This window comes from Cupriavidus sp. 8B (genome assembly GCF_054589115.1).
This window is the reverse complement of the sequence record NZ_BAAILO010000090.1, coordinates 67,323-93,012: the sequence shown is the minus strand read 5'-3', so window position 1 is coordinate 93,012 and position 25,690 is coordinate 67,323. Positions and strand designations below refer to the sequence as shown.

The 25,690-nt window shown below is 66.6% G+C and carries 24 protein-coding genes; 16 read left to right on the top strand and 8 right to left on the bottom strand.

The features are described from left to right. Positions 1–169: 169 nt before the first annotated feature. The 3 genes from ACYP5B_RS08825 to ACYP5B_RS08815 all read right to left on the bottom strand — a co-directional run bounded on the left by ACYP5B_RS08825 (position 170) and on the right by ACYP5B_RS08815 (position 2,798). A complete protein-coding gene (locus tag ACYP5B_RS08825; RefSeq protein WP_400091912.1) occupies positions 170–1,189 on the bottom strand; it encodes a helix-turn-helix domain-containing protein in 1,020 nt (339 codons plus the stop codon). A gap of 199 nt (positions 1,190–1,388) precedes the next feature. Beyond that, positions 1,389–2,444 (bottom strand): class I SAM-dependent methyltransferase, encoded by a 1,056-nt coding sequence (locus ACYP5B_RS08820; RefSeq protein WP_318237786.1) that lies wholly within the window; start codon positions 2,442–2,444, stop codon positions 1,389–1,391. Between the two features lie 48 nt (positions 2,445–2,492). Beyond that, positions 2,493–2,798, bottom strand: a complete 306-nt coding sequence (locus ACYP5B_RS08815) for a hypothetical protein (protein ID WP_318237785.1) — start codon at positions 2,796–2,798, stop codon at positions 2,493–2,495. 171 nt (positions 2,799–2,969) lie between these two features. On the opposite strand from ACYP5B_RS08815, the gene ACYP5B_RS08810 reads away from it, so the two are divergent. Both ACYP5B_RS08810 and ACYP5B_RS08805 read left to right on the top strand, forming a co-directional pair. Then, positions 2,970–6,107: an ATP-binding protein gene (locus ACYP5B_RS08810; protein ID WP_459569326.1), complete on the top strand. Its 3,138-nt coding sequence runs from the start codon at positions 2,970–2,972 to the stop codon at positions 6,105–6,107. A gap of 59 nt (positions 6,108–6,166) precedes the next feature. Then, positions 6,167–6,415, top strand: coding sequence for a nickel-binding protein (locus tag ACYP5B_RS08805; protein ID WP_318237783.1), 249 nt, complete (start codon positions 6,167–6,169; stop codon positions 6,413–6,415). A 25-nt stretch (positions 6,416–6,440) separates the two neighbouring features. Here the strand turns inward: ACYP5B_RS08805 and ACYP5B_RS08800 are convergent, their stop codons facing one another. Continuing rightward, the gene (locus ACYP5B_RS08800) at positions 6,441–7,766 is read right to left on the bottom strand and encodes an aminotransferase-like domain-containing protein (RefSeq protein ID WP_459569325.1); all 1,326 of its coding nucleotides are present in this window, start codon (positions 7,764–7,766) and stop codon (positions 6,441–6,443) included. Positions 7,767–7,868: 102 nt separating this feature from the next. On the opposite strand from ACYP5B_RS08800, the gene ACYP5B_RS08795 reads away from it, so the two are divergent. Both ACYP5B_RS08795 and ACYP5B_RS08790 read left to right on the top strand, forming a co-directional pair. Further along, positions 7,869–8,498, top strand: a complete 630-nt coding sequence (locus ACYP5B_RS08795) for a LysE family translocator (RefSeq protein ID WP_459569324.1) — start codon at positions 7,869–7,871, stop codon at positions 8,496–8,498. 63 nt (positions 8,499–8,561) lie between these two features. After that, positions 8,562–8,909 (top strand): antibiotic biosynthesis monooxygenase family protein, encoded by a 348-nt coding sequence (locus tag ACYP5B_RS08790; RefSeq protein WP_459569322.1) that lies wholly within the window; start codon positions 8,562–8,564, stop codon positions 8,907–8,909. A gap of 106 nt (positions 8,910–9,015) precedes the next feature. Here the strand turns inward: ACYP5B_RS08790 and ACYP5B_RS08785 are convergent, their stop codons facing one another. Continuing rightward, the gene (locus ACYP5B_RS08785) at positions 9,016–10,098 is read right to left on the bottom strand and encodes a porin (protein ID WP_459569321.1); all 1,083 of its coding nucleotides are present in this window, start codon (positions 10,096–10,098) and stop codon (positions 9,016–9,018) included. 579 nt (positions 10,099–10,677) lie between these two features. On the opposite strand from ACYP5B_RS08785, the gene ACYP5B_RS08780 reads away from it, so the two are divergent. From ACYP5B_RS08780 to ACYP5B_RS08765, 4 genes are all read left to right on the top strand, one after another. Then, positions 10,678–11,160 carry a tripartite tricarboxylate transporter TctB family protein gene (locus tag ACYP5B_RS08780; RefSeq protein ID WP_400091900.1) on the top strand — a complete coding sequence of 161 codons (483 nt, stop codon included), beginning with the start codon at positions 10,678–10,680 and terminating at the stop codon, positions 11,158–11,160. A gap of 5 nt (positions 11,161–11,165) precedes the next feature. Next, on the top strand, positions 11,166–12,707 hold the full coding sequence (locus ACYP5B_RS08775; protein ID WP_459569320.1) for a tripartite tricarboxylate transporter permease: 1,542 nt from the start codon (positions 11,166–11,168) through the stop codon (positions 12,705–12,707). Positions 12,708–12,917: 210 nt separating this feature from the next. Next, on the top strand, positions 12,918–13,151 hold the full coding sequence (locus ACYP5B_RS08770) for an AbrB/MazE/SpoVT family DNA-binding domain-containing protein (protein WP_400091895.1): 234 nt from the start codon (positions 12,918–12,920) through the stop codon (positions 13,149–13,151). Then, on the top strand, positions 13,138–13,545 hold the full coding sequence (locus ACYP5B_RS08765) for a PIN domain-containing protein (protein ID WP_459569319.1): 408 nt from the start codon (positions 13,138–13,140) through the stop codon (positions 13,543–13,545). The genes ACYP5B_RS08770 and ACYP5B_RS08765 overlap by 14 nt, the downstream gene beginning before the upstream one ends. Positions 13,546–13,770: 225 nt before the next feature. Here ACYP5B_RS08765 and ACYP5B_RS08760 read toward each other — a convergent pair whose 3' ends face one another. Further along, positions 13,771–14,490: a GntR family transcriptional regulator gene (locus ACYP5B_RS08760; protein ID WP_459569318.1), complete on the bottom strand. Its 720-nt coding sequence runs from the start codon at positions 14,488–14,490 to the stop codon at positions 13,771–13,773. 150 nt (positions 14,491–14,640) lie between these two features. Between ACYP5B_RS08760 and ACYP5B_RS08755 the strand changes: the two genes are divergently transcribed. Beyond that, positions 14,641–15,486, top strand: coding sequence for a fumarylacetoacetate hydrolase family protein (locus tag ACYP5B_RS08755; protein WP_459569317.1), 846 nt, complete (start codon positions 14,641–14,643; stop codon positions 15,484–15,486). A gap of 81 nt (positions 15,487–15,567) precedes the next feature. On the opposite strand, the gene surE is transcribed toward ACYP5B_RS08755, so the two are convergent. Further along, on the bottom strand, positions 15,568–16,338 hold the full coding sequence (gene surE / locus ACYP5B_RS08750; RefSeq protein ID WP_459569315.1) for a 5'/3'-nucleotidase SurE: 771 nt from the start codon (positions 16,336–16,338) through the stop codon (positions 15,568–15,570). A gap of 218 nt (positions 16,339–16,556) precedes the next feature. Here surE and ACYP5B_RS08745 point away from each other — a divergent pair, with 218 nt between their 5' ends. The 5 genes from ACYP5B_RS08745 (at position 16,557) to ACYP5B_RS08725 (ending at position 22,300) form a co-directional block, all read left to right on the top strand. Beyond that, positions 16,557–17,492, top strand: a complete 936-nt coding sequence (locus tag ACYP5B_RS08745; protein WP_459569314.1) for a DMT family transporter — start codon at positions 16,557–16,559, stop codon at positions 17,490–17,492. Next, positions 17,476–18,303, top strand: coding sequence for a helix-turn-helix transcriptional regulator (locus ACYP5B_RS08740; protein WP_459569312.1), 828 nt, complete (start codon positions 17,476–17,478; stop codon positions 18,301–18,303). Before ACYP5B_RS08745 ends, ACYP5B_RS08740 begins: the two co-directional genes overlap by 17 nt. Before the next feature lie 344 nt (positions 18,304–18,647). Continuing rightward, a complete protein-coding gene (locus ACYP5B_RS08735) occupies positions 18,648–20,027 on the top strand; it encodes an amino acid permease (RefSeq protein ID WP_459569311.1) in 1,380 nt (459 codons plus the stop codon). A gap of 122 nt (positions 20,028–20,149) precedes the next feature. Further along, positions 20,150–21,118, top strand: a complete 969-nt coding sequence (locus ACYP5B_RS08730) for a ferritin-like domain-containing protein (protein ID WP_400091880.1) — start codon at positions 20,150–20,152, stop codon at positions 21,116–21,118. A 42-nt stretch (positions 21,119–21,160) separates the two neighbouring features. Further along, positions 21,161–22,300 (top strand): glycosyltransferase, encoded by a 1,140-nt coding sequence (locus ACYP5B_RS08725; RefSeq protein WP_400091877.1) that lies wholly within the window; start codon positions 21,161–21,163, stop codon positions 22,298–22,300. A 23-nt stretch (positions 22,301–22,323) separates the two neighbouring features. Here the strand turns inward: ACYP5B_RS08725 and hpnA are convergent, their stop codons facing one another. Continuing rightward, positions 22,324–23,325, bottom strand: a complete 1,002-nt coding sequence (gene hpnA, locus ACYP5B_RS08720; protein ID WP_459569310.1) for a hopanoid-associated sugar epimerase — start codon at positions 23,323–23,325, stop codon at positions 22,324–22,326. A gap of 158 nt (positions 23,326–23,483) precedes the next feature. Here hpnA and ispH point away from each other — a divergent pair, with 158 nt between their 5' ends. Together ispH and hpnH are read left to right on the top strand one after the other, a co-directional pair. Next, on the top strand, positions 23,484–24,485 hold the full coding sequence (ispH, locus tag ACYP5B_RS08715; protein ID WP_400091874.1) for a 4-hydroxy-3-methylbut-2-enyl diphosphate reductase: 1,002 nt from the start codon (positions 23,484–23,486) through the stop codon (positions 24,483–24,485). 33 nt (positions 24,486–24,518) lie between these two features. Beyond that, a complete protein-coding gene (hpnH, locus tag ACYP5B_RS08710; RefSeq protein ID WP_318235496.1) occupies positions 24,519–25,685 on the top strand; it encodes an adenosyl-hopene transferase HpnH in 1,167 nt (388 codons plus the stop codon). Positions 25,686–25,690 lie beyond the last annotated feature (5 nt).

The following is a 25,690-nucleotide window of genomic DNA, read 5'->3' as shown; positions in this document are numbered from 1 at the left end:
GGGTGTCGCCCCATCCGGCGCGCCTTTTTTGCCTACTTTTTTGGCAAGACAAAAAAGTAGGTCGCCGCCCCGCAGGGGTGGTGAAACTGCAGTTGATTTTGACGTTAAGCAGTTGAAGCTGATTTTGCAGTTGCAGTTGCAGTCACAGCTACCCCCCCATCCCCCCCATCTAATGCCGCAAAGCAATACACCCGCCCCCGGCATTCTGCTGCCGCCACTGCGAAGGACTCATCCCAAACCGCTCATGAAAAACCCGACTGAAATGCGCCGCATCGGCAAACCCCAGCGCAAACGCAATCTCGGTAATGCTGCGCCCGGCATCGCCGCTGCCCGACAACCGCAACGCCGCCTGACGCAACCGGCGCGACAGGATATAGGCATGCGGCGTCTGGCCAGACTCGCGAAACAGGTTATATAAAGTGCGACGCGAGACGTTCAACACCGCCGCGAGGCGTTGTGCCGACAGCTCCGGATCGTGCAGTTGCGCATCGATGAACTCGGCAAGCCGGCGCATGCGCGCTTCGCCAAGATGCCGCGCCACGGCAGCGTCCGCGCCATCGCCAAGGGCCGCCGGCGGCGGCGTGTGGGCGCCTTGCAGCGCCGTCTCCATCAACGAGACCACGGAGTCCTGCAGCACGATCTGGCCCTGATGATCCAGCAGGTGCCCCGCGCAGGTGTCGTGCAGCATGGCGCCCAGCGCCGACAATGCGATGCGCGCCGCGCCCTCCCCGCGCAGCGCCCGGCCGCCCAGGCTGGTCGCCGCCTGTCGCCAGCCGAAGGCACGTTCCTGCGGCACCAGCAGCACCAGCACCCGGCAGCGGTCCGCCATCTCGATGCTATAGGGCTGCGCGGTATCGTAGATCGACCACATGCCTGGCTCCAGCGAGGCCTCGTTGCCGCGCTGCGCCACGCGGCTCTGCCCGCTGAGTTGCCAGAAGATCTTGAAGTAGCCCGCGTCGGATGCGGCCACGTGCCGGGCCTCGCGCGCCACCCGGTGCGCGTCGACATCCATGTCCGCCACCGCGCTGGCGCCGAAACGCGCATAGCTGACATGGCAATGAAAGCCCCCGCGCGTCTGGCGCGAATAATCGAGCGGCAGGAAACTGGTATCGATGGCTTCGCGCCATTGGTCGAAGGTCACGGTGGTCAACCGCGCCGGCGTCTGCTGCAGGTGCTGCGCTGCGGGCATCAGGACATCTCCAGTAGCCGGCGGTGTACGGGGAACATGCGGGGACATGCGGAGAACACGCCGGAGGCCTCGAAGGTGGTTGCAAAGCCTAATGGAAAGCCCGCGGGCCGACAATGGGAACAATTACGCAGGCGCGCCGGCCCGCGTGGCGACAAGCGTGCGGATCCGGCATCACTTCTCGCCATGCCCCCAACCCTGGCTAAGGGCGCGCCTCGTAGATCAGGTTGAACGGCGTTTCCGTGGCGCGGCGAAAGCGCCTGAAGCCGCCGCGCGTCACCACGTCCCGGATGCGGTGCTCGCCAGCCTGCGCGCCCAGGCACATCGCGCCCTCCTGCGCGCGGGACGCCGGCGTGCAGATGAAGGTCGAGGCCGAATAGAAGATCCGCCCCACCGGGTTGAGGTTCTGCTCCAGCCGATCCTGCGCGAAGGGCTCTACGATCATCCACGTGCCGTCCGGCTTCAGGCTGTTCCACACGTGGTGCGACGCGCCGACCGGGTCGCCCATGTCGTGCAGGCAGTCGAACATGGCGGCCAGGTCGTAGTCCCCACCCGAAAACGTCTTTGCGCTCGCCACTTCGAAGCGCACCCGGTCTGCGACCCCGGCGCGCTGCGCTGCCTCGGTGGCGTAGCGGATGGACGGCTCGTGATAGTCGAAGCCGTGGAAGGTGGAGTCCGGGAAGGCCTGCGCCATGATGATGGTCGACGCGCCGTGCCCGCAACCAATGTCGGCCACGCTGGCGCCGGCTTCCAGGCGTGCCTGCACGCCGTCCAGCGCGGGGATCCAGTCGTTCACCAGATGGGCCGCGTAGCCGGGCCGGAAGAAGCGCTCGGTGCCATGGAACAGTGCCGCGTCGTGCTCGTGCCATCCCACGCCTTGCCCGGAGCGGAAGGCCTCGACAATTTTCGGGATGGCCTTGAACTGCGCCACGGCGATCTCGAAGGCGCCAGGGATAAATGCCGGGCCGCCTTCCACGGTGAGGGCAAAGGCTTGCTCCTCGCTGAGGTGGAACTGGTCGGTGGCCGGGTCGTATTCCACATAGCCGCTGGCCGCCTGGGCCGACAGCCATTCGCGCACGTAGCGCGCGTCGGTGCCGGTGTCGCTTGCCAGTGCCTCGGCCGACAGCGTTTTGCCGGCGAGCGCCTTATAGAGGCCGAGCTTGTCGCCCACCACGATCGTCGCGGCATGCATCACCGCGCCGAGGTCGTGTACGAAGTTGCCCATGAATGCGTTCAGTTTGCTGTCGTCGATTGCCATGGCGGGCTCCCTGGATGGAAAGAATCTCTTGCTGCATGCGATGCGGCCTCAGACCACGCGGTAGATTTCCCAGCGGGCGGTGCCGGAGACCACGAACGGTTCCAGCTCCTTGCCCCATTGCGCGTGGGCCGGAATCGCTGCGAGCCGGGCCCAGGCGCTATCCAGTTCGCCGAGATTGTTCACTTCCCAGTCGTGGACCACCGTCGCCTCCAACGCGCCGATCGACCCGGTCAGCAGGCGCCCGGTGACGAGGCCGACTTGCGGGGCAATCTCGCGCGCCCACGCCTGCAGGCGTTCGATGACTTCTTGCTTGTGCCCGAAACGGGCATCGATCTGCCATCTGGCTATCAACATGATGTGGCTCCTTGAACGTTGGATACCGGGATCCGCACCGGAATGCCGCACGGCAAGTAGCGCCTGGCCCCGGCAACACCCGTGTGCTACCTTTTTGAGGGGTCCCGCCGCGGCGTCGCCCCACCAGTTCCACTATCGACTGGCATCGTTGGAATCACGGTTGGAGAAAGCGTGGCAGCCATTGGCCAACTTGGAATCCGCCTGCTGGGTGACCTATGCGTGACCCGTAACGGCGAGCCGCTGCCGCTGCCAGCCTCAAGGCGCACCCGCGCGCTGCTGGGCTACCTGGTGTGCACCCACGCCGCGCAATCGCGGCAAGCGCTCTGCGACCTGCTCTGGGATGGCCCCGACGACCCGCGCGCGGCGTTGCGCTGGAGCCTCACCAAGCTGCGCCCCCTGCTGGACGACGCCATCGCGACACGGCTGGTCGCGGATCGGGAGCGGGTGGTCTTTGCCGCCGAGGGGGCCTGGGTGGACATCGCCCGCATCCAGGCCCTGCTCCCGCCCGGCCTTGAGGGCGCCTCGCTCGGCGCGCTGGAAGAGGCTGCCGGCCTGCTCCAGGGCGAGTTCCTCGCCGGGCTGGACCTGGCCCGCTGCTACCGCTTCTATCACTGGTGCACGGCCGAACGCGAACGGTACGACGCGCTGCGCCGCGCGGTGCTAGCGGCGCTGGTGGTGCGGCTGGAAGCCACGCCTGCGCTGGCGCTGCCCTACGGCCGGGACATGGTCGCCGCGGACCCGCTAGCCGAGTCCGCGCATGCCATGCTGGTCACGTTGCTGGCGGCAGCCGGGCGCTACCCGGACGCCGAGCAGCACTATGCCTACGCGCGAGACATGCTGCGCCGCGAGCTTTCCACCCCGCCCGGCGGCCCGCTGGACACGGCGATCCACCGCGCGCGCCGGGATATGCAGGCCATGGGCGCGGCCATCGAACCGCAGGCGCCTGGCGTCGGGGCGGCCATGGCGCCGCCTGACACCAGCGGCCAGCCCGCACCGCTGAGCCGGCCATTGGTAGGACGCCTTGCCGAGCGCGCCGCCATCGACCGGCTGGTTGGCGGCGGCAACGAGAGCGGCTCGCTGCTGCTCTTGCTCGGCGAGCCCGGCATCGGCAAGACCAGGCTGCTCGACCAGTTCGCCGAGCGGGCCAGCGCATCCGGCTTCCAGGTGCTGCGGGGACGCTGCTACGAAGCCGAGATGGTGCGGCCGTACGGCCTCTGGCTCGACACGCTGCGCGGCATCGCGACCGACGCGGTGCCGGCGGATGCGGCGCCACTGCTCGCGGGCGGCGGCCTGACGGATGCGCACCGCGATGGCAGCCGCGAGCAACTCTTCGGCGCTGCCGCCAACCTGCTGCGTGGCCTTGCCGCAAGCCAGCCACTGGCACTCGCGCTGGACGACCTCCAATGGCTGGATGAAGGCTCCGCCGCCCTGCTCCACTTCCTATGCCGCACGCTGGAGCCAGCCTCGCGGATGCTGTTCGCCGGCGCCGCGCGGGCAGGCGAGATCGACGACAACCCATGGGCCAAGGGCCTGCTGCACTCGCTCGCGCGCGAAGGCCGCCTGCTGCGGCTTCCCCTGGCGCCGCTGGACGTGCCCGAGGTCGCGGCCCTGCTCGGCCCCGCGCTTGCCGCGATGGATCCCCAGGCCGTTGCGCGCGACAGCGGCGGCAACCCGCTGTTCGTGCTTGAGCTGGCAAGCGCCCGCGACCGGGCGAGCGGCGACGCCGGCCCGCACCGCACGCTTGACGCCCTGATCTCGGAGCGCCTGGACGCGCTGGAACCCGGATCGCGCGAGCTGCTGATCCGAGCCTCGGCGATGGGCCGCGAGCTGCAGCCACAGTGGCTGGCCGAAGTCTCGGGCATGCCCCTAGCGCCATTGCTGACGACGCTCGGACAGCTGGAGCGGCGCGGATTGCTCAAGCCGACCGGCGAGGGCCACTTCGACTTCAGCCATGACGTGGTGCGCCAGGCCGCCTATCGCGCCATGTCCCCGCCCCGGCGCCGCATGCTGCACCGCCTGATCGCGCAGCAACTGCTGGCGGCGTGCACGGACGACCCCAGGCTATATGGCGAACTGGTGCACCACGCAAGCCTCGCCGACGACGCGCCGATGACCGCGCTAGCCTGCCTGTCCGCCGGTGAGCATTGCCTGCGCGTCTACGCCAACGGCGAAGCCGCCACGGTCGCCGAGCGCGGCCTGGCGCAGCTGGAGCGGTTGCCGCACGGCGCCGAGCGCGCGCGGCTGGCCATTGGCTTGCTCAAGCTGCGCGCGGTTGCGGCAACCAGCGCCGGCGCCCGGCAATTGCCCGCGCTGATCGATGCGCTGGAGAATGCGATCAGCGCCGCGCAAGACCTCTCGCTGCACGAGCAAGCCGCCACCGGCCTGCACATGCTGTCGTGGCTGCACCAGCAGGGCAACGACACCGAGGCCGCGCGCCGCGCCATACTGGAAGCCGAGCGCATGACGCGCAAGGCCGATGCCACCACGCGCTGCCAGCAACTCGCCAATACCGCCCGCTGCCTGCTGGAGGTGGAGGCCGACCTGCCCCGGGCGCGCTCCATGATCGCCGAGGCCGACACCCTTGCCGAATCACTCGACCTCAAGGTGATCGAGCTGAAGTGGGGCCATGGCTTGCTGGCCCGTGTCGACGGCGACCTGGCGGCCGGCCACGGGCATGTCGCACGCGCGGTCGCGGTCGCCCGGCAGCGGCAGGATCACTGGCGAGAGTACGAATGCCTGGTCTGGCTGGCAACGATTGCGTTCGAGCTTGGGCGGTTCGATGAAGTCGTCGCGCACAGCGCGGACATCGAGCAGGCTGCGCGGCGCATGGGCGGCATGGGTGGAACAGGTGGAACAAGCGGAGCAGGCGAAACCGGCGCGCCGTTTGCCAACGCCCTGGGCGCGCTGGCCAGGCTCCGGCTCGGGCAGCCCGCCGCGCAAGCCGAACTGGCGGCGGCACAAGCGGCCATGCGCAGCCTGGACGACAAGGCGCACCTCGCCTACGCGCTCAACGCCACCGCGGCGATGGCGCTCGACCAGCGCCACAGTCACGCGGCAAGCGCTTGCGCCAGCGAGGCGCTTGAAGCGGCGCGGGCCGTGCGCCGCCTGACGGAAATGACAGTGGCGGCTTCATGCCTCGTGCAGGCCGCCGCCTGCGCCGGCGATGCGCCCCGCGCGGCCGAGCTGCTAGCGGAGCTGCGCTGGCTGGTAGCCGGGCAGCGATCCAGCGCGCGGGCGGCGGCGGCGCTGGACCGCGCCGAGCTGGCATGCCGCGGGATTCCAACGCTTACGCCAACGCCGGGGCACTAGGCTTGCCTTCATGCACTTCCCCGAGATTGCAGTCCCCACCGCCCCGAAGGAGGCCCGCCATGTCACACATCGTCGTTGAACGCAGCTTTGCCACCCCGCAATCGGATGACGACATGAAGATCGTCGCCGACCGCGAGCGCCCCTGCCTCGCCCTCTACAACGTCACCTGGAAGCGCAGCCTGATCGCGGCCGACCGCAAGCGCATGGTCTGCGAATACGAAGCCCCGGATGCGGAAACGGTACGCAAGATCCAGCACGAGGCGGCGGCAAGCTTCGACCGCGTATGGGTAGGCGACGTCATCGAATGAGTGTGAAGCCAGAGTGCGAAGCCCGCTAGCCGAGCACCGCCCGGCGCACTTTCACCAGCGCGTCCTCCAGCGCTTCATGCGAAATGGAGCCAATCGCCAGGCGCAGCGCATGCGGCACGCTTGGCGTGGCGGCAAACGGCTGGGCCGTCGTGACCAGAACGCCCTCCCGCTCCAGGCCGGCGGCGACGCGGTCCGCGCGCAGTTCCTCCGGCAAGGTCAGCCAGAGATAGTAGGAAGAGCGATGCGCCTCGAAATCGCAACCGCGCAGCACGCGGCGCGCCAGGCTTTGCCGCAGCCGCGCATCCTTGCGCTTTCGATCCTCGAGTTCGTCGACCAGCCCGGCCTCGATCCAGTGGCACCCCAGCGCCACGGTCAGCGTTGGTGTATTCCAGGTCGAGACGCGGATCGCGCTCTCCAGCGCGGGCACCAGCGCAAGGGGCGCGGCGACAAAGCCCACGCGCAAGCCCGACGCGACGCTCTTGGACAGCCCCGAGACATAAACCGTGTGCTCGGGCGCGTAGGTAAAGACCGGCTTGGGCGCTGGCTCGGCGAGGAAAGCATAGGCGCCATCCTCGATGACCAGGAAACCGTGCTTCATGGCAAGCTCGGCGAGCCGGGCCCGGCAGGCGTGCGCCATCACCGTGCCGAGTGGATTGTGCATCGTCGGCATGGCGTAGACGGCACGCACCGGACGCCGCTTGCATAGCGCCGCCAGCCGCTCCAGGTCCATGCCTTCTACCGTGTGCGGCACCGCCTCCAGGTCGAGGCGGTGCGCCTGCGCAAGCCGCTTCATGCCGGGATAGGTCAGCGCATCCACGGCCAGGACATCGCCCGGCTTGAGCAGGCCCATTACCGTCACGGCGAGGCCCTGCTGCGCGCCATTGACGATGAGCACCTGCTCGCCGCCCACCCGGATGCCCCGGTTGCGCAGGTGCCTGGCCGCGGTCTGCCGCTCGTGCGCCCGCCCGCCCTGGGGCGCCGAATGCAGCAGCGCGTCGAGGTCCCCCGAGGCCGCAATGGTGCGCAGGCCATCGCGCAGCATGTCGACCTGGCCGGGCAAGGACGGATAGTTGAAGGTGAGATCGACCGCGCCGAAGCGCGCGGGGTGCTGCTCCATGCCAAGGCCGCGCGGCAGCGAGGTGTCGCGCACAAAGGTGCCCCGGCCGGTCTCGCCGACGACGAGCCCGATCGATTCCAGCTCCTTGTAGATGCGCGACGCGGTGGCCAGGGCGATGCCATGCTGCTTCATCAGGGCGCGAACGGTCGGCAATTGCGTGCCTGGCGGCAGCGCCCCTGCGCGGATGCGGCCCGCGATCTCGTCCATGATGGTCTTGTAGCGGGCCGTGATCATGCCTGGGTCTGCGCTCCGTCGTTGTATCTAGAACAATTTTTTGTTTGTATCAGACACAAAGATTACGCTACCAGCCTCGACTACGCAAAGGGGAAGGCAGGCATGATTGAATTCGCAACCCTGTCGGTGTTCGCCGCGGCCGTGATGGTGCTGCTGCTGTCACCCGGGCCAAACATGGCCTTCGTCATGGCGCACGGTGTCACCTACGGCCTCGGCGGCGGCGCGGCGGCCGCGCTCGGCATTGCCGCGGCGGACCTTGTGCTGACCGTGCTGACGGCAACCGGCATCACCGCCGTGATTGCCGCCTGGCCCCCGGCGTTTGACCTGATCCGGTATGCGGGTGCCCTGTACCTGCTGTGGATGGCCGGCAAGGCGCTGCGCCGCCCGCTGCTGCCGCTGGGCGCGGTGACCCAGCAGACCTCGCTGAAATCGGTGTTTTTCCGCTCCACGCTCAATAGCTTGCTGAACCCGAAAGCGCTGCTGTTCTTCATGGTCTTCCTGCCGCAGTTCGTGGACCCGGGCAAGGGCAACGTGGCCCGGCAGTTGATTGTCCTGGGCTGCGTGCTGACGGCGATCAGCACCGTCTTCCACGGCCTGCTGGGCGCGGCTGGCGGATCGGCACGGCGGTTCCTCAGCCGCAACCCGCGTGCCGCTGTCGTCCAGAAATACGGGCTTGCCGTGGTGCTGGTGCTGCTGGCGCTAAGGCTGATTGCAATGCCAAGGGCGTCCTAGCCGGCGCACATGGCGGGCGCTTCCATCCAGATCCATAAAAGACGACACGAAAGACCACATGAGATGTACATCGCAGCCTTTATCTACAAGCCCGGCGAGATCGACGAAGAGTTCCAGCGACTGAGCGCGGTCATCGACGACGTGGCGGCCGGCATTGCCGGCTTCCTGGGGGCCGAATCCTGGCGCTCGCCCGACGGCAAGCTGTCCAACGCCAGTTACTACTGGCGGGATCAGGAAGCCCTGCGGGCCTTCGCTACCCATCCACGCCACCTCGACGCCAAGCGCCAGTACCGCAAATGGTATGACGGCTATCACGTCGTGGTGTCAAAAGTGGAGCGCGTCTATGGCGACGGCACCCTCACCCACTTCACGCGGTGCGGCGCAGAAGAGAAAAAAGGCCGGTCGATCTGACCGGCCAAGCGATCCTCGCGCAAAAGCAAGGTCGATATGATTGTTGGCGGCATCCTCCATGCGAAGGATGCCGCCCAGGTGCTGCTCGGTTACCGCTTGTTACCGCTTAGAAGCGGTGACGCACGCCGACGGTGGCGCCGGTCTGGTTCGCGCCCGGCAGAGCCGTGCCGCTACCGTTCAGGCCCAGGGTGGAGCCCGACTTGTTCTTCACGTAGCCGATGTTCACGTAGGCATCGGTGCGCTTGGACAGGGAGTAGTCGCCCGACAGCACGTACATCCACGAATCCGCGCCGCTGTTCTTCAGGTCGGTGTAATACGCCGCGCCGGTCAGCTGGAACGCAGGCGTGAACTTGTACTGCGCGCCTGCCCAGTACACATTGCTGCGGGTGACAGTGGCCGTGGCGCTTGCCGTGCCGTCGTCACGCAGCCAGCGGTAGCCCGCAAACACCTTGGCATCGCCGAAGGCATAGGATGCGCCGATGGCCGCGCGCTTGGCGCTGCGATCCTTCAGTGCCACCGACGAGCCCTGGAACTGGTCATACGCCGCGCCGACCGAGAAGCTGCCAACGGCGTAGGCCAGGCCCGCGCCGTAGTTGCGGCCCACCTTGCTTTCGCCCGGCACTTCGCTGCCGTTGGTCACCGTGGCATCGCGCCCGGTGCTGTAGAAGCCGGTAGCCGTCAGGCCGCCGAACTTGCCCGTGTACTTGAAGGCGTTGTCGGCGCGGCCGTTGAACAGCGAGTCGACGCTGTTGAGCGAGTAGCGCGGGCCGACGGCCATCGGATCATAGGCACCGAACAGGTCGTGCAGCGCGTTTTGCTGGCGACCCAGCGTAACGGCGCCGAAATCGCCCTGCAGGCCCACGTACGACTGGCGGCCGAACAGGCGGTTGCCCTGGCCAGAGGCACCGGTATCGATATCGAAGCCGCTTTCCAGCACGAAGATACCCTTCAGGCCACCGCCCAGGTCTTCGCTGCCGCGCAGGCCCCAGCGCGAGCCCGACAGGTTGCCGGAGTTCATGCGGGTAACGGTGCCACCCGCGGAGCCAGTGGCCGGCATGTGGTTGATGACTTCGATGCCGACGTCGGCAATGCCGTACAGCGTGACGCTGGACGAGGAGGTTTGGGCGAACGCTGCGCCGGAGGCTGCGGCAGCGGCCGCGGCAGTCATTGCAAGGAGAGCTTTCTTCACTGATTTTCTCTGTCTTATGGGATGGATGAGGCAGTCTTCCGCCGGCCGCGGGCAACCATGCGATAGACGCCATGAACCGCACCCGTGGCGGCAGACCGCATTGTCTGCCCCAAATGTGAAAGCTTGATGTCGGTGTGAATCTACATGTCTGAATGACTGCAATTACGGTCATCCAGGTGCGGCCCGCGGCTGCCGTGGCATCCAGCCGTCCGCAGGATATAGCACAACGTGATGTAAACGGAATCTCGCCGGGAGCGGACCGCGCGTGAGCAGACCACCACCTGGCTGCGCCATGGCGTCGGATTCGATGCCGAAGTTCCCTGCCCCGTTGATTTTCAGCGCTAGGGATTACGCCTATCCACGAGAAAATCTCTTCAACATTGCTGCCCCGAAAGCCGTTTGCAAGCCGTCGGAAAGCCGTTTGGAAGATGCCGTTCCTACAGTCTCGACACCCGCTCACGCCCGCGATGAAGTCGCGGCAAGGCAAGGGCGTAAAAACAGGAGACGGAGGAATTACCTCATGTATCAACACACCAACGCGCGCTGCCGTTCGGGCAGCCGGACCAGAGGGGATCTGCAATGAACACCCCCTCGCGTTTCAAGAAGGACTACTACGGCGGCGGGCTGATGACGCTGATCGGGCTTGCCACGCTGGTGGCCGGGCTGCAATACCACACCGGCACCCTGAGCCACATGGGGCCCGGCTTCTTCCCGGCAGCGGTGGGCGCGCTGCTGGCGATCGTCGGCGTGATCATCGCCATCTCGGCGCGCAAGGAGCCACCGGCGCAAGCCCAGGCATCCGGGCACGGGCATGGCGCCGGCCTGCCGGATCTGCGCGGATGCGCCTGCATCATCCTGGGCGTGCTCGCCTTCCTGCTGCTAGGTGAATACGGCGGCCTGATACCCGCCACCTTCGCCATCGTGTTTATCTCGGCGCTGGGCGACCGGAGCAATACCGTGAAGCAGGCCGCCATCCTGGCGCTGGCGATGTGCGTCATCGCCACGGTCGTGTTCTGGTGGGCGCTGCAATTGCAGCTGCCGCTGTTTGCCTGGGGGGTCTGAACATCATGACCGCGAACGCTCTGCATGATCTCTGGTTCGGCTTTGGCGTTGCCTTCCAGGGCTCCAACCTGATGTGGTCCTTCTTCGGCGTGCTGATGGGCAACCTGATTGGCGTGCTGCCCGGCATGGGCGCGCTGTCGGCCATTTCCATCCTGCTGCCGCTGACCTATGCCATGCACCCGGTGCCTGCCATCCTGATGCTGGCGGGGATCTTCTATGGCTCGCAATATGGCGGCGCCATCGGCGCGATCCTGCTCAACCTGCCCTCTCACCCGCCGCACGCGGTCACCTTCCTGGACGGCTATCCGATGACGCGCGCCGGCAAGGGCGGCACGGCGCTGGGCATCACCATGATCTGCTCATTCTTCGCCGCGTCGGTGGGCATCATCGTGATGATCTTCGCCTCGCCGCTGCTCACCGAGATCTCGTTCAAGTTTGGCCCGACCGAGATCTTCTCGATCATGCTGCTGGGCTTGCTGGCAGGCTCCACCATGTCGCGCGGCTCGCCGTTGAAAGGCGTGGCGATGACGCTGTTCGGCCTGATCTGCGGCTGTGTCGGCACCGACGTGAACAGCGGCACCTTCCGCCTGGCGATGAACATCCCGGAGCTTAGCGACGGGCTGGAACTGGTCGCCATCGCCATGGGCCTGTTCGGCGTGGCGGACTTCCTGCTCAACGTCAACCGGATGAGCGTGATCGCCAGCAAGGCCAAGCTGCGCATCCGCGACATGCGGCCCAGCCTGGCCGAGCTCAAGACAGCCTTCTGGCCGATGGTGCGGGGCACCGCGGTAGGCACGGTGTTCGGTGCCATGCCCGGGACCGGCCCCACCATCACGACCTTCGTCGCCTATGCCCTGGAGCGCAAGATCTCCAAGACGCCGGAGAAGTTCGGCACGGGCATGATCGCGGGCGTCGCCGGGCCGGAAGCCTCCGCGCACTCCAAGACGCAGGTCGACTTCATCCCCACCATGAGCCTCGGCATTCCAGGCGACGCCGTGATGGCGCTGATCCTTGGCGCGCTGATGATCCAGGGCATCGCTCCGGGACCGCAGTTGATCAGCGATCACCCCGATATCTTCTGGGGCCTGATCGCCAGCTTCTGGATTGGCAACCTGCTGCTGATCGTGCTGAACGTCCCGCTGATCGGCATATGGGTCAAGCTGCTGCAGGTGCCCTACCGTTACCTGTTCCCCTCGGCCATGTTCTTTATCGTGGTCGGTGTGTTCAGCACGCAGAACAGCCTGTTCGAGATCTGGGAAGTGCTGGCCTTCGGCGTGATCGGCGCGCTGCTGATGTGGCTCGGGTTCTCGGTGGCGCCGATCCTGCTCGGCTTTGTGCTCGGGCCGATGGTGGAAGAGAACTTCCGCCGCTCGCTGCTGCTGTCGCGCGGCGACATGATGGTGTTCGTGCATCGCCCGATCAGCTGCGTCTTCGTCGTGCTGTCCGCCCTGCTGCTGGCCGGCGTCACCTACTCCGCGTGGCGCGCCCGGGGCGGCACCGGCAAGCCGGCCGCGCTAGCCGGCGGCGAGCTTGCCGTCAGCGAGTAGCCACGGCGCAGGCCTGCATCGACGCGGCTATCCGGGAAAGGATAGTCCGCGTCGAACGCCGCGAAACGCGCCTGCCAGCGCGGCGCCAGGCACAGGACAAACTGAGCCTGATACGCCTCAATCACCTGCCATTCTTGCTGACTCTGGCGCAATGATATACATTTCACGATGTATATCATTCCCGACTGCCATGGGCAGCAGAATCAAATCATGCAAGTCAGTAAATGGGGAAACAGCCTGGCTATCCGCCTGCCCGCCTCCGTGGTGGACGCGCTGGAATTGCACGAAGGCGATGACATCGAAGTCGTGATCGCCGACGAACGGGTATTCCAGGTCCGGAAGAAACTCGGCAGCGCCGACTATCTGGCGAAACTAAGGCGGTTCCGCGGGCGCCTGCCGGCGGATTTCAAGTTTGACCGGGACGATATCAATGACCGTTCGTAAGGCGTTCATCGATAGCAATGTATTGTTGTACCTGCTGTCCACCGACGCGGCAAAGGCAGATCGCGCCGAAGCCATCGTCCTGGCCGGGGGCAGGATCAGCGTGCAGGTATTGAACGAAATCACCAACGTAGCGCACCGCAAGCTGGCCATGCCATGGCAAGAAGTGAACGAGCTTGTGAGCCTGATCCAGTCCCTGTGTCCCGTTGAGCCCCTCACACTGGAAACACATGAAAAAGGCAGGAAGATTGCCGAACGCTACGGGTTCAGCGTCTACGATGCGATGATTGTTGCCGCGGCACTGTTGTCAGGCTGCGAGGTCCTGTACTCCGAGGATATGCAGGACGGGATGGAGATTGAAGAGGGATTGCGGATTTGCAATCCGTTTGTGGCTTGAGTGGGTCCCGTAGGAACTCAATCCAAATGGCCGCCGTGCCATGCGACCAACGCTGCGGCGACCAGATCGGGCGGGAGGAACTCCTGCTCCAGGCGCGATCGACCGGCATCAATCTGGCCGCACCGGCCAAAGCGTGCGACTTCCGGCGCGCAGTCCGATAGCGGGGAGCAGCATTGCCGGTGCAGTGTGGCGATAGCGGACCTGCGCTGAATCAATCGCCCAAACCTAAACCGCCCCCTTCTCCCCCCCTGCAACCGCCTGAATAAACTCCGCAGTCTGCCAATAGTGCCGCGTCAGCAAAGACACTGCACGCTCCACATCCCCCGCCAGCACCGCCTGCGCCACTGCCGCATGCTCCGCATGCACATCCCGCACGCCATAGGCATTGCGGATCGAGCATTGCCGGTACCGATAGGCCTGGTCCGCTAGTTCTTCGCTGAACTGCCGGAGCCAGCGCGAGCGGCAATTCGCAATCAGGCTGCGATGGAACTCGCGGTGTAGCCGCTCCCATTCCCGGTTGGGCACGTAGGCGTCGTCCTGCGCCGAGCGCGGTGTCCGCGAGAGCCGATGCAGGGCAAGCACGATCTGCTCTTCCCACTGCGTGGAGGGATGCGCCATCGCGTCCTTCAGCGCCATCACATCGATATCGGCACGGGTGCGGGTGAGCGCTTCGAGTTCGTCGAGGTTCAGTGAAGCTGCGGTGAAGCCGCGCTGGTCGTGGCGTTCCACCAGCCCTTCCGCCGCCAGCCGGCTCAGCGCTTCGCGCACCGGCGTGTTGCCGGCGGCGTAGCGCTCGCAGATGGCTTCGATGCGCAGTTTCACGCCGGGCTCGATACCGCCGTTCAGGAGGTCATCGCGCAAGCGTTCATAGACCGAACTGGCGACCGTGGCGGCCGGCGTTTTTGCCGGATCGCTGACGGCGGCCTCGGAAGGTAGTGGGGACATGGCTCGCATAGGACAAATTCTATCGATTTTTGTCACAGATTGATGCGAATCGGCCTGATGTTAACCCCAATCTCATTAAATATCGATATTTATTACGATATGAACAAATATCGATATTTTACGATATTTCAACCTTGGACGGAGTGTGCGATGCGGCTGGCAAGATACGAATTCGATGGGAAAACCTGCCTCGGCGTGGTGGAAGGGACGGAGATCGTCGAGGCTGCGGCGGGGGCTGCGGACTGGAGCGAGTGGTTTGGATTTTCCGACACGGCGCGTAGTCGTCTGACCGAGGCACTCGCGGGCGCGAGGCGCCTGCCGCTGTCCGAGGTGCGGTTGCTGACCCCGCTGGCGAAGCCGGGCAAGATCGTCTGCCTTGGCCTGAATTACTACGATCACGCTGCGGAAGGCGGCAATGCCAAGCCGGAATACCCAGCGTTCTTCTTCCGGGGCGCAACGTCGCTGCTGGCGGCCCAGGCACCGATCCAGCGCCCGCGCTGTTCGGACAAGCTCGACTATGAGGCGGAGCTCGCGGTGATCATTGGCAAGCGGGTGCGGCATGCCAGCCGTGCCGGCGCGCTGGACTGCGTGGCCGGCTACGCATGCTTCAACGATGCGTCTGTGCGCGACTACCAGCGCAAGACCGCGCAATGGACGATCGGCAAGAACTTCGATGCTACCGGGGCGTTCGGGCCCTGGATCGTCACACCGGATGCTCTGCCGGCAGGCGCCGCGGGCTTGCGCATCCAGTCCCGCCTGAACGGGCAGGTCATGCAGGACTCCAACACGAAGCACATGATCTGGGACGTGGCGGAAACCATCGCCCTGCTGACCGAATGCCTGACCCTGGAGCCGGGCGACGTGATCGCCATGGGCACGCCGGCCGGCGTGGGCTATCCGCGTACGCCGCCGGTGTTCATGAAGCCGGGTGACAGGATTGAAATCGATATCGAAGGCGTTGGCGTGCTGTCCAACCCAGTGGTGAACGAACCCTGAAGCGCGCGCCGCGATCAGTCAGGATCTGGCCGGCGGAGTAGCACCTTGCGTTCGAAACCCTCCTGCTCGCTGATCGTCACTTCAAAGCCGCCCCGCCAGCTCCGCGGCCGCCTCCTCGTCGGTGCGCTCGAAGCGCAGCGGCGTCACCGAAATAGCGCCCCGGCCGACCACCACCGCCTCGCTGTCGTCGGTATCCGGCTGCGGGCCGCGCGAGAACTGCAGCCAGTGATATGGGATGCCGCGCGGGTCGACATGCGCCCTGACGGCCAGATCCTTGACGAGGCCCACGCCCTGCCGGGTGACGGTGAGCGGGCCGGCGGACTCGGGCTCCACATCGGGGAAGTTGACGTTCAGGCAAGCCTGCTGGTTCCAGCCGGCACCAAGCAGGCGGCGGATCACGCCGGGGGCCAGCGCGCGCGCCGTCTCCCAGCGCACTGCGTTGCGATCGGTGAAGGCCTGGCTCAGCGCTATCGCCGGGATGCCTAGCAACACGCCGGTCATGGCGGCGCCGACGGTGCCTGAGAACACGGTTTCGAGGCCGAGGTTGGCGCCGCGGTTGATGCCCGACAGGACCAGGCTGGGCGGGGCGTCGGCCATCAGATGCCGGGCGGCCATGACAACGCAGTCGCCCGGGGTGCCGCTTACGCCGAAGCGGCGCTCGCCTTGCTGGCTGACGCGCAGCGGCGCGTGCAGGCTCAGGGAGTGCGAGGTGCCGCTCTGGTCATGCTCGGGCGCGACCACCCAGACCTCGCGCGCCAGCGTTGCCGCCACGGCTTCAAGCACGGCCAGGCCAGGGGCGTCGATGCCGTCATCGTTGGTGAGGAGTACGCGTTCCAAAAGGGGTTCGGACATGGATATTGTGAGGCTGTAGGTTGACGAATTCCGGGCTGCCTTGCGCGGCACGCGGCGTGGCAGTCGAGGCTAGCGCCAAACTATAAACCGAAGCCGTGACGATCCGGCCACGCGCCGGCCGCGCATTGCCGGATTTGCCAAGACGGCACGGCATCGGGCGACTAAGCTGCAGCCCATTGTTGCCGCCCTCGCTCGCGCCGCCGGCGCGCTGAAACACCATGCCGTCATCCCGCCTCACCGTCCCCGCCACGGCCGCCTGGCTGTCCAGCCTGGCCTTTGTCCTGATCTGGTCGACCGGATTCATCGTGGGCCGGGCCATCGTGCCGGTGGCCCAGCCCAGCCTGTTCCTGCTGGCCCGCTTCTGCCTGGCGGCCGTGCTGTTCGCGGCCGTGGCCGTTGCCGGCGGAGCGCGCTGGCCGGCGCTGCGCGAAGTCCCGCGGCACTTGCTGGCGGGCGCGCTCTTGCACGGAAGCTACCTGGGAGGCGGTTACTGGGCGATTGCACATGGCCTGGCGCCGTCGGCCATGGCCTTGCTCGGTGCCTTGCAACCGCTGCTGACCGCGCTGCTGGCGATCCCGCTGCTGGGAGAGTTCCCTTCCCGGCAGGGCTGGGGCGGGCTTGCGCTGGGCTCCCTGGGCGTAGTATTGGTGGTGGCACCCGCCACCCTGGCCAGCGCGCCCAGCCCCGTTTCGCCATGGGTGGTGCTGGTGGCGATCATTTCCATCCTCTCCATCACCATGGGCACGATCCTGCAGAAAACCTCGATTGCCGCTGCCGACCTGCGCACCAGCATGGCCTGGCAGAACGTGGGCGGCGCCCTGGTAGCCGGCGCGCTGGCATGGATGCTGGGCGAGTCGCACTGGCAGCCGGGCGTGGCGCTATGGGCGGCGCTGGCCTGGGCCACGCTGGTGCTGTCGGGCCTGGGCACCTATCTGCTGGTGCGCATCGTCCGGCGCGGGCAGGCTGCTACCGCCGCGTCGCTGATGTTCCTGGCGCCGCCGCTGGCGGCATTGCAGGCCTGGCTGTTGTTTGGCGACAAGCTCGGGCCCCTTCAACTGCTGGGCCTGCTCGTTGCCGGCGTTGGGGTCTGGCTGTGCCAGACCGGCCAGGGTGCCGGAGTCCCTCGAAGAACCAGCCATGCCACTGCGCGATGACGATTCCGTTGCGGTAGCGCAGGCGAGCCGGCCGGCTCCGCTGGTGGAGACCCGCGTCTACCAGCCGGAGCCGGAGTGGCATCGCCATGACTATCATCAGGTCCTGTTCGGCCTGGATGGTGCCTGCGAGCTGGAAATCGGCGGCCACCTGCACCGGCTCGATCCCTGCTGCGGGCTGATCGTGCCCGCCGGTGAGCGTCACGACTTCCAGGGGCTGGCCGACAACCGGCAACTGGTACTGGACATGCCGCCGGGCTCGCTCGCGTTGCCGGCCGCGCTGATCGACCGGCCCACGGCGTTCCCAATCACCGGCGGCTGGGGCGAGCGCGTGCGGCGCCTGGCTGCGCTGCCTCAGGGAGCCAGCTCCCGGCACCGGCAACATCACTGGCAACTGGCCGCTACCCTTGCCGCCGACCTGGCGCAGGCGCTGGGCGTGGGCGGCCGCGCCCAGCCAGCGCGTTTTCCGCTGGCGGAAATAGACGCCTACCTGCGCCAGCACCTGGACGCGCCGCTGCGGGCCGACCAGCTCGCGGCACAGTTCGGCTGGAGCGTGCGGCGCTTCCACACCCTGTTCTGCGACGCCTTTGGCGATACGCCGCATCGTTACCAGACGCGCCTGCGGCTGGACCAGGCCGCGCGCCTGCTGGCGGACCGGGCCCAGCCGCTGGCGGATATCTCGCTGGCGCTCGGCTTTCCCGACCAGACCACCTTTACGCGCAGCTTCACCCAGCGCTTCGGCATGCCGCCGGGCGCGTGGCGTGCTGGCCTCGGGCTGGCGGACATCGCCTTGCCGGCATCGCGCCAGCGCTAGCGCGCAGCGTCGATCGCCGCGGGAACCTAGCAGTAACTATTACTGCCAGATGTCGATATTTCGCAAACAAATGCTGATCGATTGTCTTTAACCTGCACGCCACTTCCGTTCAATGATGCCGCACCTGGCTGCCTGCCTGATTTCCTGCCTTTGTATTTAAAGGCACGCAATTGCGCTGGCAGCCAGATTTTCAGTAGAACATGCCCATCCGGCATTCCCTGCAAACCTGCGGCACCGGCCTTCGTCGCGCATCATCTGCGCGGCGTGGCCACGGAAGCAGGAAGAGCACCCGGGCCGCCCCCAAAAGGGGCGCTTCCGGACAATTACCGATCGGAGACAAGAAGATGAAAGAAAACGCGGAAGCGTTGCACCGCGGCCTGGGTGAGCGCCAGATCCGGCTGATGGCGCTGGGCTCGGCCATTGGCGTGGGCCTGTTCCTGGGCTCGGCCACCGCCATCAAGATGGCAGGCCCGGCCATCATGCTGGCCTACATCATCGGCGGCGCCATGATCTTCCTGATCATGCGCGCGCTCGGCGAAATGGCCGTGCACAACCCGGTGGCAGGCTCGTTTTGCCGCTACGCGCAGGACTACATGGGGCCGCTCGCCGGCTACCTGACCGGCTGGAACTACTGGTTCCTGTGGCTGGTGACCTGCATCGCCGAAATCACCGCCGTTGCCATCTACATGGGCATCTGGTTCCCGGACGTGCCGCGCTGGATCTGGGCGCTTGCGGCGCTGGCGGCGATGGGCTCGATCAACCTGATGACGGTCAAGGCCTATGGCGAATTCGAGTTCTGGTTCGCCATGATCAAGGTCGTCACCATCGTGCTGATGCTGGTGGGCGGCACCGGCATGATCGTGGCCGGCTTCGGCAACGGCGGCGTGGCGGTCGGCATTTCCAACCTGTGGCAGCACGGCGGCTTCATGCCCAACGGCGCTTCCGGCGTGCTGATGTCGCTGCAGATGGTGATGTTCGCCTACCTCGGCGTGGAGATGATCGGCCTGACCGCCGGCGAAGCCAAGAACCCGCAGAAATCGATCCCCGGCGCCATCAACTCGGTGTTCTGGCGCATCCTGATCTTCTATGTGGGCGCGCTGTTCGTGATCCTCGCCATCTACCCCTGGAACGAGATTGGCACCCAGGGGAGCCCCTTCGTCATGACCTTTGAGCGCCTGGGCATCAAGACCGCCGCCGGCATCGTCAACTTCGTGGTGCTGACCGCCGCGCTGTCGTCGTGCAACGGCGGCATCTTCAGCACGGGCCGCATGCTCTACAACCTGGCCCAGCAAGGCCAGGCGCCGCGCGCCTTTGCCGTGGTGGACCGCAATGGCGTGCCGCGCCGGGCCCTGCTGGTCTCGATCGCGGCGCTGCTGTGCGGCGTGTTGCTCAACTACCTGGTGCCCGAGAAGGTGTTCGTGTGGGTGACCTCGATCTCCACCTTCGGCGCGGTCTGGACGTGGGCCGTGATCCTGGTCACGCAGATGAACTTCCGCCGCGGCCTGTCCCCGGCCCAGCGCAGCAAGCTGGCCTTTCGCATGCCTTTCTGGCCTTATGGCTCGTGGGTAGCGCTGGCCTTCCTGGGCCTGGTGGTCGCGCTGATGGCGTACTTCCCGGATACGCGCATCGCGCTGTATGTGGGCCCGGCCTGGCTGATCCTGCTGACGGTGCTGTATTACAAGCTGGGCATGCAGTCCCGCTCGCCGGTGCAGTACCAGGGCTAAGTCCCGGCCTGCCTTGCCTTTCCATGCAGTACCCTGCGCGTGCCGGGACACTTGTCCGGCACGCGCATGCGCGCCGGCCACGCTAGAATTACCCCCGGACCATCAACCGCCAGGGGAGCAGGATGTCAGACGCGCTTGCCACACCCAGCAGAACCAGCGAGCCGAGCACCGAGGCCAAGGCCGCCGCCGTGGTCGCGGCCCTCGCAAAGGCCGAGATCGACCAGGCCGACCATGCCATGCGCAACTGGACCGACCCCGGGCCCGGGCCGGTCCGCATCGGCTCGCCGCAGCATTTGCGCATGTTCTGCAATATGCTGCTGCAGACCCACAACCCCTACAAACCCGCTGTCATCGACTGGCCCAGGCTTGACCCGGATGCCCTGCACCGGGTGACCTCGCTGCCGATCTGGGATATCGCGGTACAGACCGAAGGCCGTGCCTCCGTGCGAGTGCAGGCCTTTGCCGATACCATGACCGATCCCCTGCTGCGCAGTGCGCTGGAGATGGATGGTGGCGAGGAGGCGCGCCACAAGGTGGTGCTGTCGAAACTGGTGGAAGCCTACGGCGTCGCCCTGGCGCCCGAACCCGAGTACCGCCCGACCGCTGACGTGGAGTGGGGCTGGCTGGTCACCGGCTACAGCGAGTGCATCGATAGTTTTTTTGCCTTTGGCCTGTTTGCCGCGGCCAAGCGCTCGGGCTTCTTCCCCGCTGAACTGGTGGAAACCTTCGAGCCGGTCATCCAGGAGGAAGGCCGCCACATCCTGTTCTTCGTCAACTGGGCGGCCTGGTATCGCCGCAACCTGCCCTGGTGGAAGCGTCCGCTATACACACTCAAGGTGATGCGGGTGTGGGCCTTCCTGATCTGGGAGCGCGTTGGCATTGCACGCGGCATCGATGCCGACGGCGTGGCCAAGGACGCCAATTTCTCCATCAACAGCACGTCCTCGGTCGCCGAAGCCCTGTCCCCGCGGGCGATGATCGAGCTTTGCCTGGCGGAGAACGAGCGCCGCATGGCCGGCTACGATCCGCGCCTGCTGCGCCCCGAAACCGTGCCCAAGCTGGCCCGCCTTGCCCGGCGACTGTTGCGATGATGCCGTCGCTGCCCTACCCATCCTGTCCTGGAGTTTTTTGAGATGTTTGTGTTGTCCCTGATCTCGCTCGCCATCTGGTGCGTGCTGCTGGCCGGCCGTGCCGGCTTCTGGCGGGTGCGCAAGCCCGGCCCCGCGCCCGCTCCGGCGCAATGGCCGGAGGTGGTTGCCATCATCCCGGCCCGCAATGAGGCGGACGTGATCGGCGGCGCCGTGGCCAGCGTGCTGGGCCAGGCTTATCCGGCGGCGCTGCGGCTGGTGGTGGTGGACGACCACAGCACCGACGGCACCGCCGACATGGCGCGCAGCGCCGCGGCGGCGCTGGGCAAGGCGGATGCGCTCACCGTGATCACGGCGCGCGACTTGCCGGCAGGCTGGAGCGGCAAGGTCTGGGCGCAGTCGGAAGGCCTGGAAGCCGCCGACAAGGCAGCGCCTGGCGCCAGCTGGGTGTGGCTCACGGATGCCGACATCCACCACGGCAATGGCGTGCTGGCCCAGTTGGTAGCGCGCGCCGAGCAGGAACAGCGGGACCTGGTGTCATTGATGGTGCGGCTGCGCTGCGCATCGTGGTGGGAGCGCCTGATCGTCCCGGCCTTTGTGTTCTTCTTTGCCAAGCTCTACCCGTTTGCGCGGGTGAACAATCCGCGCAGCGGCGTGGCGGCGGCCGCCGGGGGCTGCATGCTGGCACGCCGTACCGCACTGGCGCGTATTGGTGGATTTGCTGCGATCCGGGGCGAGCTGATCGATGACTGCAGCCTGGCCGCCTGCATCAAGCAAGGCGGCTCGATCCGCCTCGACCTGGCCGACGACAGCCTCTCCGTGCGCCCCTACGATGACTGGCGCAGCCTGTGGGACATGATTGCCCGCAGCGCCTACACCCAATTGCATTATTCGCCGCTGCTGCTGGCCGGCGCGGTGGCGGGCATGGTCCTCACGTACCTGGCGCCGCCCCTGCTGGCGCTCGGCGGCGGCCTGCGGCTGTGGCCGGCATGGGCCGCCTGGCTGGCCATGGCGCTGGCCTACGTGCCCATGCTGCGCGAGTACCGCCAGCCGCTCTGGCTGGCGCCGCTGCTGCCGGTGACGGCGTTGTTCTATCTCGGCGCCACGGTCGACTCCGCGCGCCGCTACTGGCTGCGCAAAGGCGGCCAGTGGAAGGGACGCGCGCAGGCGCCCCAGCGGGGCTGATCATGGCTGCCAACGCCCGGCGCTCAGCGCAGGTAGCCGGCGCTGCGGAACCAGTCGAGTGCCTCGCTCAGCCCTTGCTGGTAAGGCCGCGCCTGGTAGCCAAGCGCCAGGCGGGCCTTCTCCGAGCTGAAGAACATCCGGTATTTCGACATCGACAGGCCATCCGCCGTCAGGAACGGCTCCTTCCCGGTCATGCGCGCCACCGCCTCCGCCGCGTAAGCGAGCGGGTAAAGCGGCCAGCGCGGCAAGCGGATAGTGGGGGCGCGCCGCCCCGTCATGGCGGCAATATCGGCCAGCATCTGCTGCAAGCCCACATCCTGCCCGCCGAGGATGTAGCGTTCGCCGGTCACGCCGCGCTCGAGCGCCAGCATATGGCCTTCGGCCACGTCGTCCACATGCACCAGGTTGAGGCCGGTATCGACAAAGGCGGGAATCTTGCCGCTGGCGGCCTCGACGATGATGCGCCCGGTGGGCGTGGGCCGCACGTCGCGCGGGCCGATCGGCGTGGAAGGATTGACGATCACGGCCGGAAGCCCGTCGCGGGCCACCATGTGCTCCACCACGCGCTCGGCCAGCACCTTGCTGCGCTTGTAGGCGCCTATGGCCTCATGGCCGCCCATGGCAGCCTCCTCCGTCACCGGCGCGGTGGCGCCCGCCACGCGCAAGGTCGCCACGCTGCTGGTGTAGACGATGCGCTCGACGCCGCAGCTGAGTGCCGCGCCCATCACCGTCTCGGTGCCGGCCACATTGGTGCGCACGATTTCCTCGGGATCCGGCGCCCACAGCCGGTAATCCGCCGCCACGTGGAAGAGATAGCGCACGCCTTGCAGCGCGCTTTGCATGGCGCGCGCGTCGCGCATGTCGCCCTCTTTGATCTCCACGGGCAGCCCCTCCAGGTTGCGGCGCGGGCTGCCGGCGCGTACCATCGCCCGCACCCGAAAACCGCGCGCCAGTGCCTGCCGCGCTACTGCCGAGCCGAGAAAGCCGGATGCGCCCGTAACCAGGACGTAGTCCCCTGAACTCATATCACCCACCGGAAAAACCCTCAAAGTGTTGCTGGCTGTCGCCAGGTGCCAGGCAAAGGTTGCGGCACGGGTATATAGTAACCATCGTATGACGGGAAAGTGATTCCGGAATATCAACTCATGCTGAACCCGTTGACAGGGTCGGGGGGCCTATCTTTATGCAGGTGATTCTTGCTCAACCCCGTGGTTTTTGTGCTGGCGTCGTGCGCGCGATCGAGATTGTAGACCGCGCCCTCGTCAAACACGGAGCCCCGGTGTTCGTGCGACACGAAATCGTGCACAACAAGCACGTGGTCGAAGGGTTGAGACGCAAGGGTGCGCAATTTGTGGAAGAACTGGACGAAGTGCCGACCGGCGCCGTCACCATCTTCAGCGCGCATGGCGTCTCCAAGGATGTCGAGAATGATGCCAGGACCCGCCAGTTGCACTCGATCGACGCGACCTGCCCGCTGGTGATCAAGGTCCACACCCAGGGCCGCCAGTACGCCGCCAGCGGCCGCACCGTGATCCTGATCGGCCATGCCGGCCATCCGGAGGTCGAGGGCACGATGGGGCAGATCCCGGGCAAGGTGATCCTGGTGCAGAGCGAAGCGGAAGTCGCGCTGCTCGACCTGCCTACCGACACCCCGGTTGCCTACGTGACCCAGACCACGCTCAGCGTGGACGACACACGTAATATAATTGCCGCCCTGAGCCGGCGTTTCGCCAATTTGGTCGGGCCGGATACGCGTGATATCTGCTACGCCACGCAAAACCGCCAAACCGCCGTGCGCGAGCTCTCCAAGCAGGTGGAAGTGATCCTTGTGATCGGCGCCACCAATAGTTCCAACTCCAACCGCCTGCGCGAAATCGGCACGGAGAGCGGTGTGCCCAGCTATTTGATTGCCGATGGCAGCGAACTGAACCCCGAGTGGGTGCGCGGCGTCGAAATCGTGGGGATCACGGCCGGCGCTTCCGCCCCCGAGGAAATGGTCAAGGACGTGATCGCCACGTTGCGCCAGCTCGGGCCGGTGGACGTGTCGGTCATGGATGGCCGCGAGGAACACGCCGAATTCCGTTTGCCAGCCGAGCTGGCCGATCCGTCGCCGCGCAAGCAGGCAGCCGGCACGGCCACCGCCGAAGCCGCGCCGCAGCCGGACCCGCAAACCGCCGCTGGCTAACGCCCGGCCGCCCCTATAACAAGGAAGTACATTTTGGCCATTCCCTTTCTGCAGGTTGCCCGCGTGGGCGCCTATGTCGTCAAGCAGCATCTCTCGGGCAACAAGCGCTATCCGCTCGCGCTGATGCTCGAGCCGCTGTTCCGCTGCAACCTGGCCTGTAACGGCTGCGGCAAGATCGACTATCCGGACCCCATCCTGAACCAGCGCCTGTCGATCGAGCAGTGCCTGGGCGCGGTCGACGAATGCGGCGCGCCGGTGGTGTCCATTGCCGGTGGCGAGCCGCTGCTGCACAAGGACATGCCCACCATCGTCAAGGGCATCATTGCGCGCCGCAAGTTTGTGTACCTGTGCACCAATGCGCTGCTGATGGAAAAGAAACTGGACCAGTACGAGCCGAGCCCGTACTTCGTCTGGTCGGTGCACCTGGACGGCGACCGCGAGATGCATGACCGCTCGGTGAGCCAGGAAGGCGTGTACGACCGTTGCGTCGAGGCCATCGCCGCGGCCAAGAAGCGCGGCTTCCGCGTCAACATCAACTGCACGCTGTTCAACGACGCCGAGCCGGAAAAAGTGGCCCGCTTCTTCGACTCCGTGAAGGCCATGGGCGTGGACGGCATCACCGTCTCGCCGGGCTACGCCTACGAGCGCGCGCCCGACCAGCAGCACTTCCTGAACCGCGGCAAGACCCGCCAGCTGTTCCGCGACATCCTGGAGCGCGGGCGCGCCGGCAAGAACTGGGCGTTCAGCCAGTCCACGCTGTTCCTGGACTTCCTGGCCGGCAACCAGACCTACAAGTGCACGCCCTGGGGCAACCCGGCGCGCACCGTGTTCGGCTGGCAGCGTCCGTGCTACCTGCTCGGCGAAGGCTATGTCGACACCTTCAAGGAACTGATGGAAGGCACCGACTGGGACGCCTACGGCGTGGGCAACTACGAGAAGTGCGCCGACTGCATGGTCCATAGCGGCTTCGAGGCTACGGCGGTAGCGGACACCATCGCCCATCCGCTCAAGGCGCTGGGTGTGAGCCTGCGCGGCGTGCGCACCTCGGGCCCGATGGCAGCGGACATCGACCTGACCAAGCAGCGCCCGGCCGAGTACGTGTTCTCGAAGCACGTCGAGATCAAGCTCGAAGAGATTGGCCGCTCGAAGCCTTCCAAGGCAGCCAACGACGCCGCGGCACGCAAAGCCGCTGCGCACTAGGCAAG

What these genes read in the sequence shown, in the direction of transcription:
- ACYP5B_RS08825 (WP_400091912.1), bottom strand. Translation starts at nt 1,189, where the DNA reads ATGCCCGCAGCGCAGCACCTGCAGCAGACGCCGGCGCGGTTGACCACC.
- ACYP5B_RS08820 (WP_318237786.1), bottom strand. Translation starts at nt 2,444, where the DNA reads ATGGCAATCGACGACAGCAAACTGAACGCATTCATGGGCAACTTCGTA.
- ACYP5B_RS08815 (WP_318237785.1), bottom strand. Translation starts at nt 2,798, where the DNA reads ATGTTGATAGCCAGATGGCAGATCGATGCCCGTTTCGGGCACAAGCAA.
- ACYP5B_RS08805 (WP_318237783.1), top strand. Translation starts at nt 6,167, where the DNA reads ATGTCACACATCGTCGTTGAACGCAGCTTTGCCACCCCGCAATCGGAT.
- ACYP5B_RS08800 (WP_459569325.1), bottom strand. Translation starts at nt 7,766, where the DNA reads ATGATCACGGCCCGCTACAAGACCATCATGGACGAGATCGCGGGCCGC.
- ACYP5B_RS08795 (WP_459569324.1), top strand. Translation starts at nt 7,869, where the DNA reads ATGATTGAATTCGCAACCCTGTCGGTGTTCGCCGCGGCCGTGATGGTG.
- ACYP5B_RS08790 (WP_459569322.1), top strand. Translation starts at nt 8,562, where the DNA reads ATGTACATCGCAGCCTTTATCTACAAGCCCGGCGAGATCGACGAAGAG.
- ACYP5B_RS08780 (WP_400091900.1), top strand. Translation starts at nt 10,678, where the DNA reads ATGAACACCCCCTCGCGTTTCAAGAAGGACTACTACGGCGGCGGGCTG.
- ACYP5B_RS08775 (WP_459569320.1), top strand. Translation starts at nt 11,166, where the DNA reads ATGACCGCGAACGCTCTGCATGATCTCTGGTTCGGCTTTGGCGTTGCC.
- ACYP5B_RS08770 (WP_400091895.1), top strand. Translation starts at nt 12,918, where the DNA reads ATGCAAGTCAGTAAATGGGGAAACAGCCTGGCTATCCGCCTGCCCGCC.
- ACYP5B_RS08765 (WP_459569319.1), top strand. Translation starts at nt 13,138, where the DNA reads ATGACCGTTCGTAAGGCGTTCATCGATAGCAATGTATTGTTGTACCTG.
- ACYP5B_RS08760 (WP_459569318.1), bottom strand. Translation starts at nt 14,490, where the DNA reads ATGTCCCCACTACCTTCCGAGGCCGCCGTCAGCGATCCGGCAAAAACG.
- ACYP5B_RS08755 (WP_459569317.1), top strand. Translation starts at nt 14,641, where the DNA reads ATGCGGCTGGCAAGATACGAATTCGATGGGAAAACCTGCCTCGGCGTG.
- surE (WP_459569315.1), bottom strand. Translation starts at nt 16,338, where the DNA reads ATGTCCGAACCCCTTTTGGAACGCGTACTCCTCACCAACGATGACGGC.
- ACYP5B_RS08745 (WP_459569314.1), top strand. Translation starts at nt 16,557, where the DNA reads ATGCCGTCATCCCGCCTCACCGTCCCCGCCACGGCCGCCTGGCTGTCC.
- ACYP5B_RS08740 (WP_459569312.1), top strand. Translation starts at nt 17,476, where the DNA reads ATGCCACTGCGCGATGACGATTCCGTTGCGGTAGCGCAGGCGAGCCGG.
- ACYP5B_RS08735 (WP_459569311.1), top strand. Translation starts at nt 18,648, where the DNA reads ATGAAAGAAAACGCGGAAGCGTTGCACCGCGGCCTGGGTGAGCGCCAG.
- ACYP5B_RS08730 (WP_400091880.1), top strand. Translation starts at nt 20,150, where the DNA reads ATGTCAGACGCGCTTGCCACACCCAGCAGAACCAGCGAGCCGAGCACC.
- ACYP5B_RS08725 (WP_400091877.1), top strand. Translation starts at nt 21,161, where the DNA reads ATGTTTGTGTTGTCCCTGATCTCGCTCGCCATCTGGTGCGTGCTGCTG.
- hpnA (WP_459569310.1), bottom strand. Translation starts at nt 23,325, where the DNA reads ATGAGTTCAGGGGACTACGTCCTGGTTACGGGCGCATCCGGCTTTCTC.
- ispH (WP_400091874.1), top strand. Translation starts at nt 23,484, where the DNA reads ATGCAGGTGATTCTTGCTCAACCCCGTGGTTTTTGTGCTGGCGTCGTG.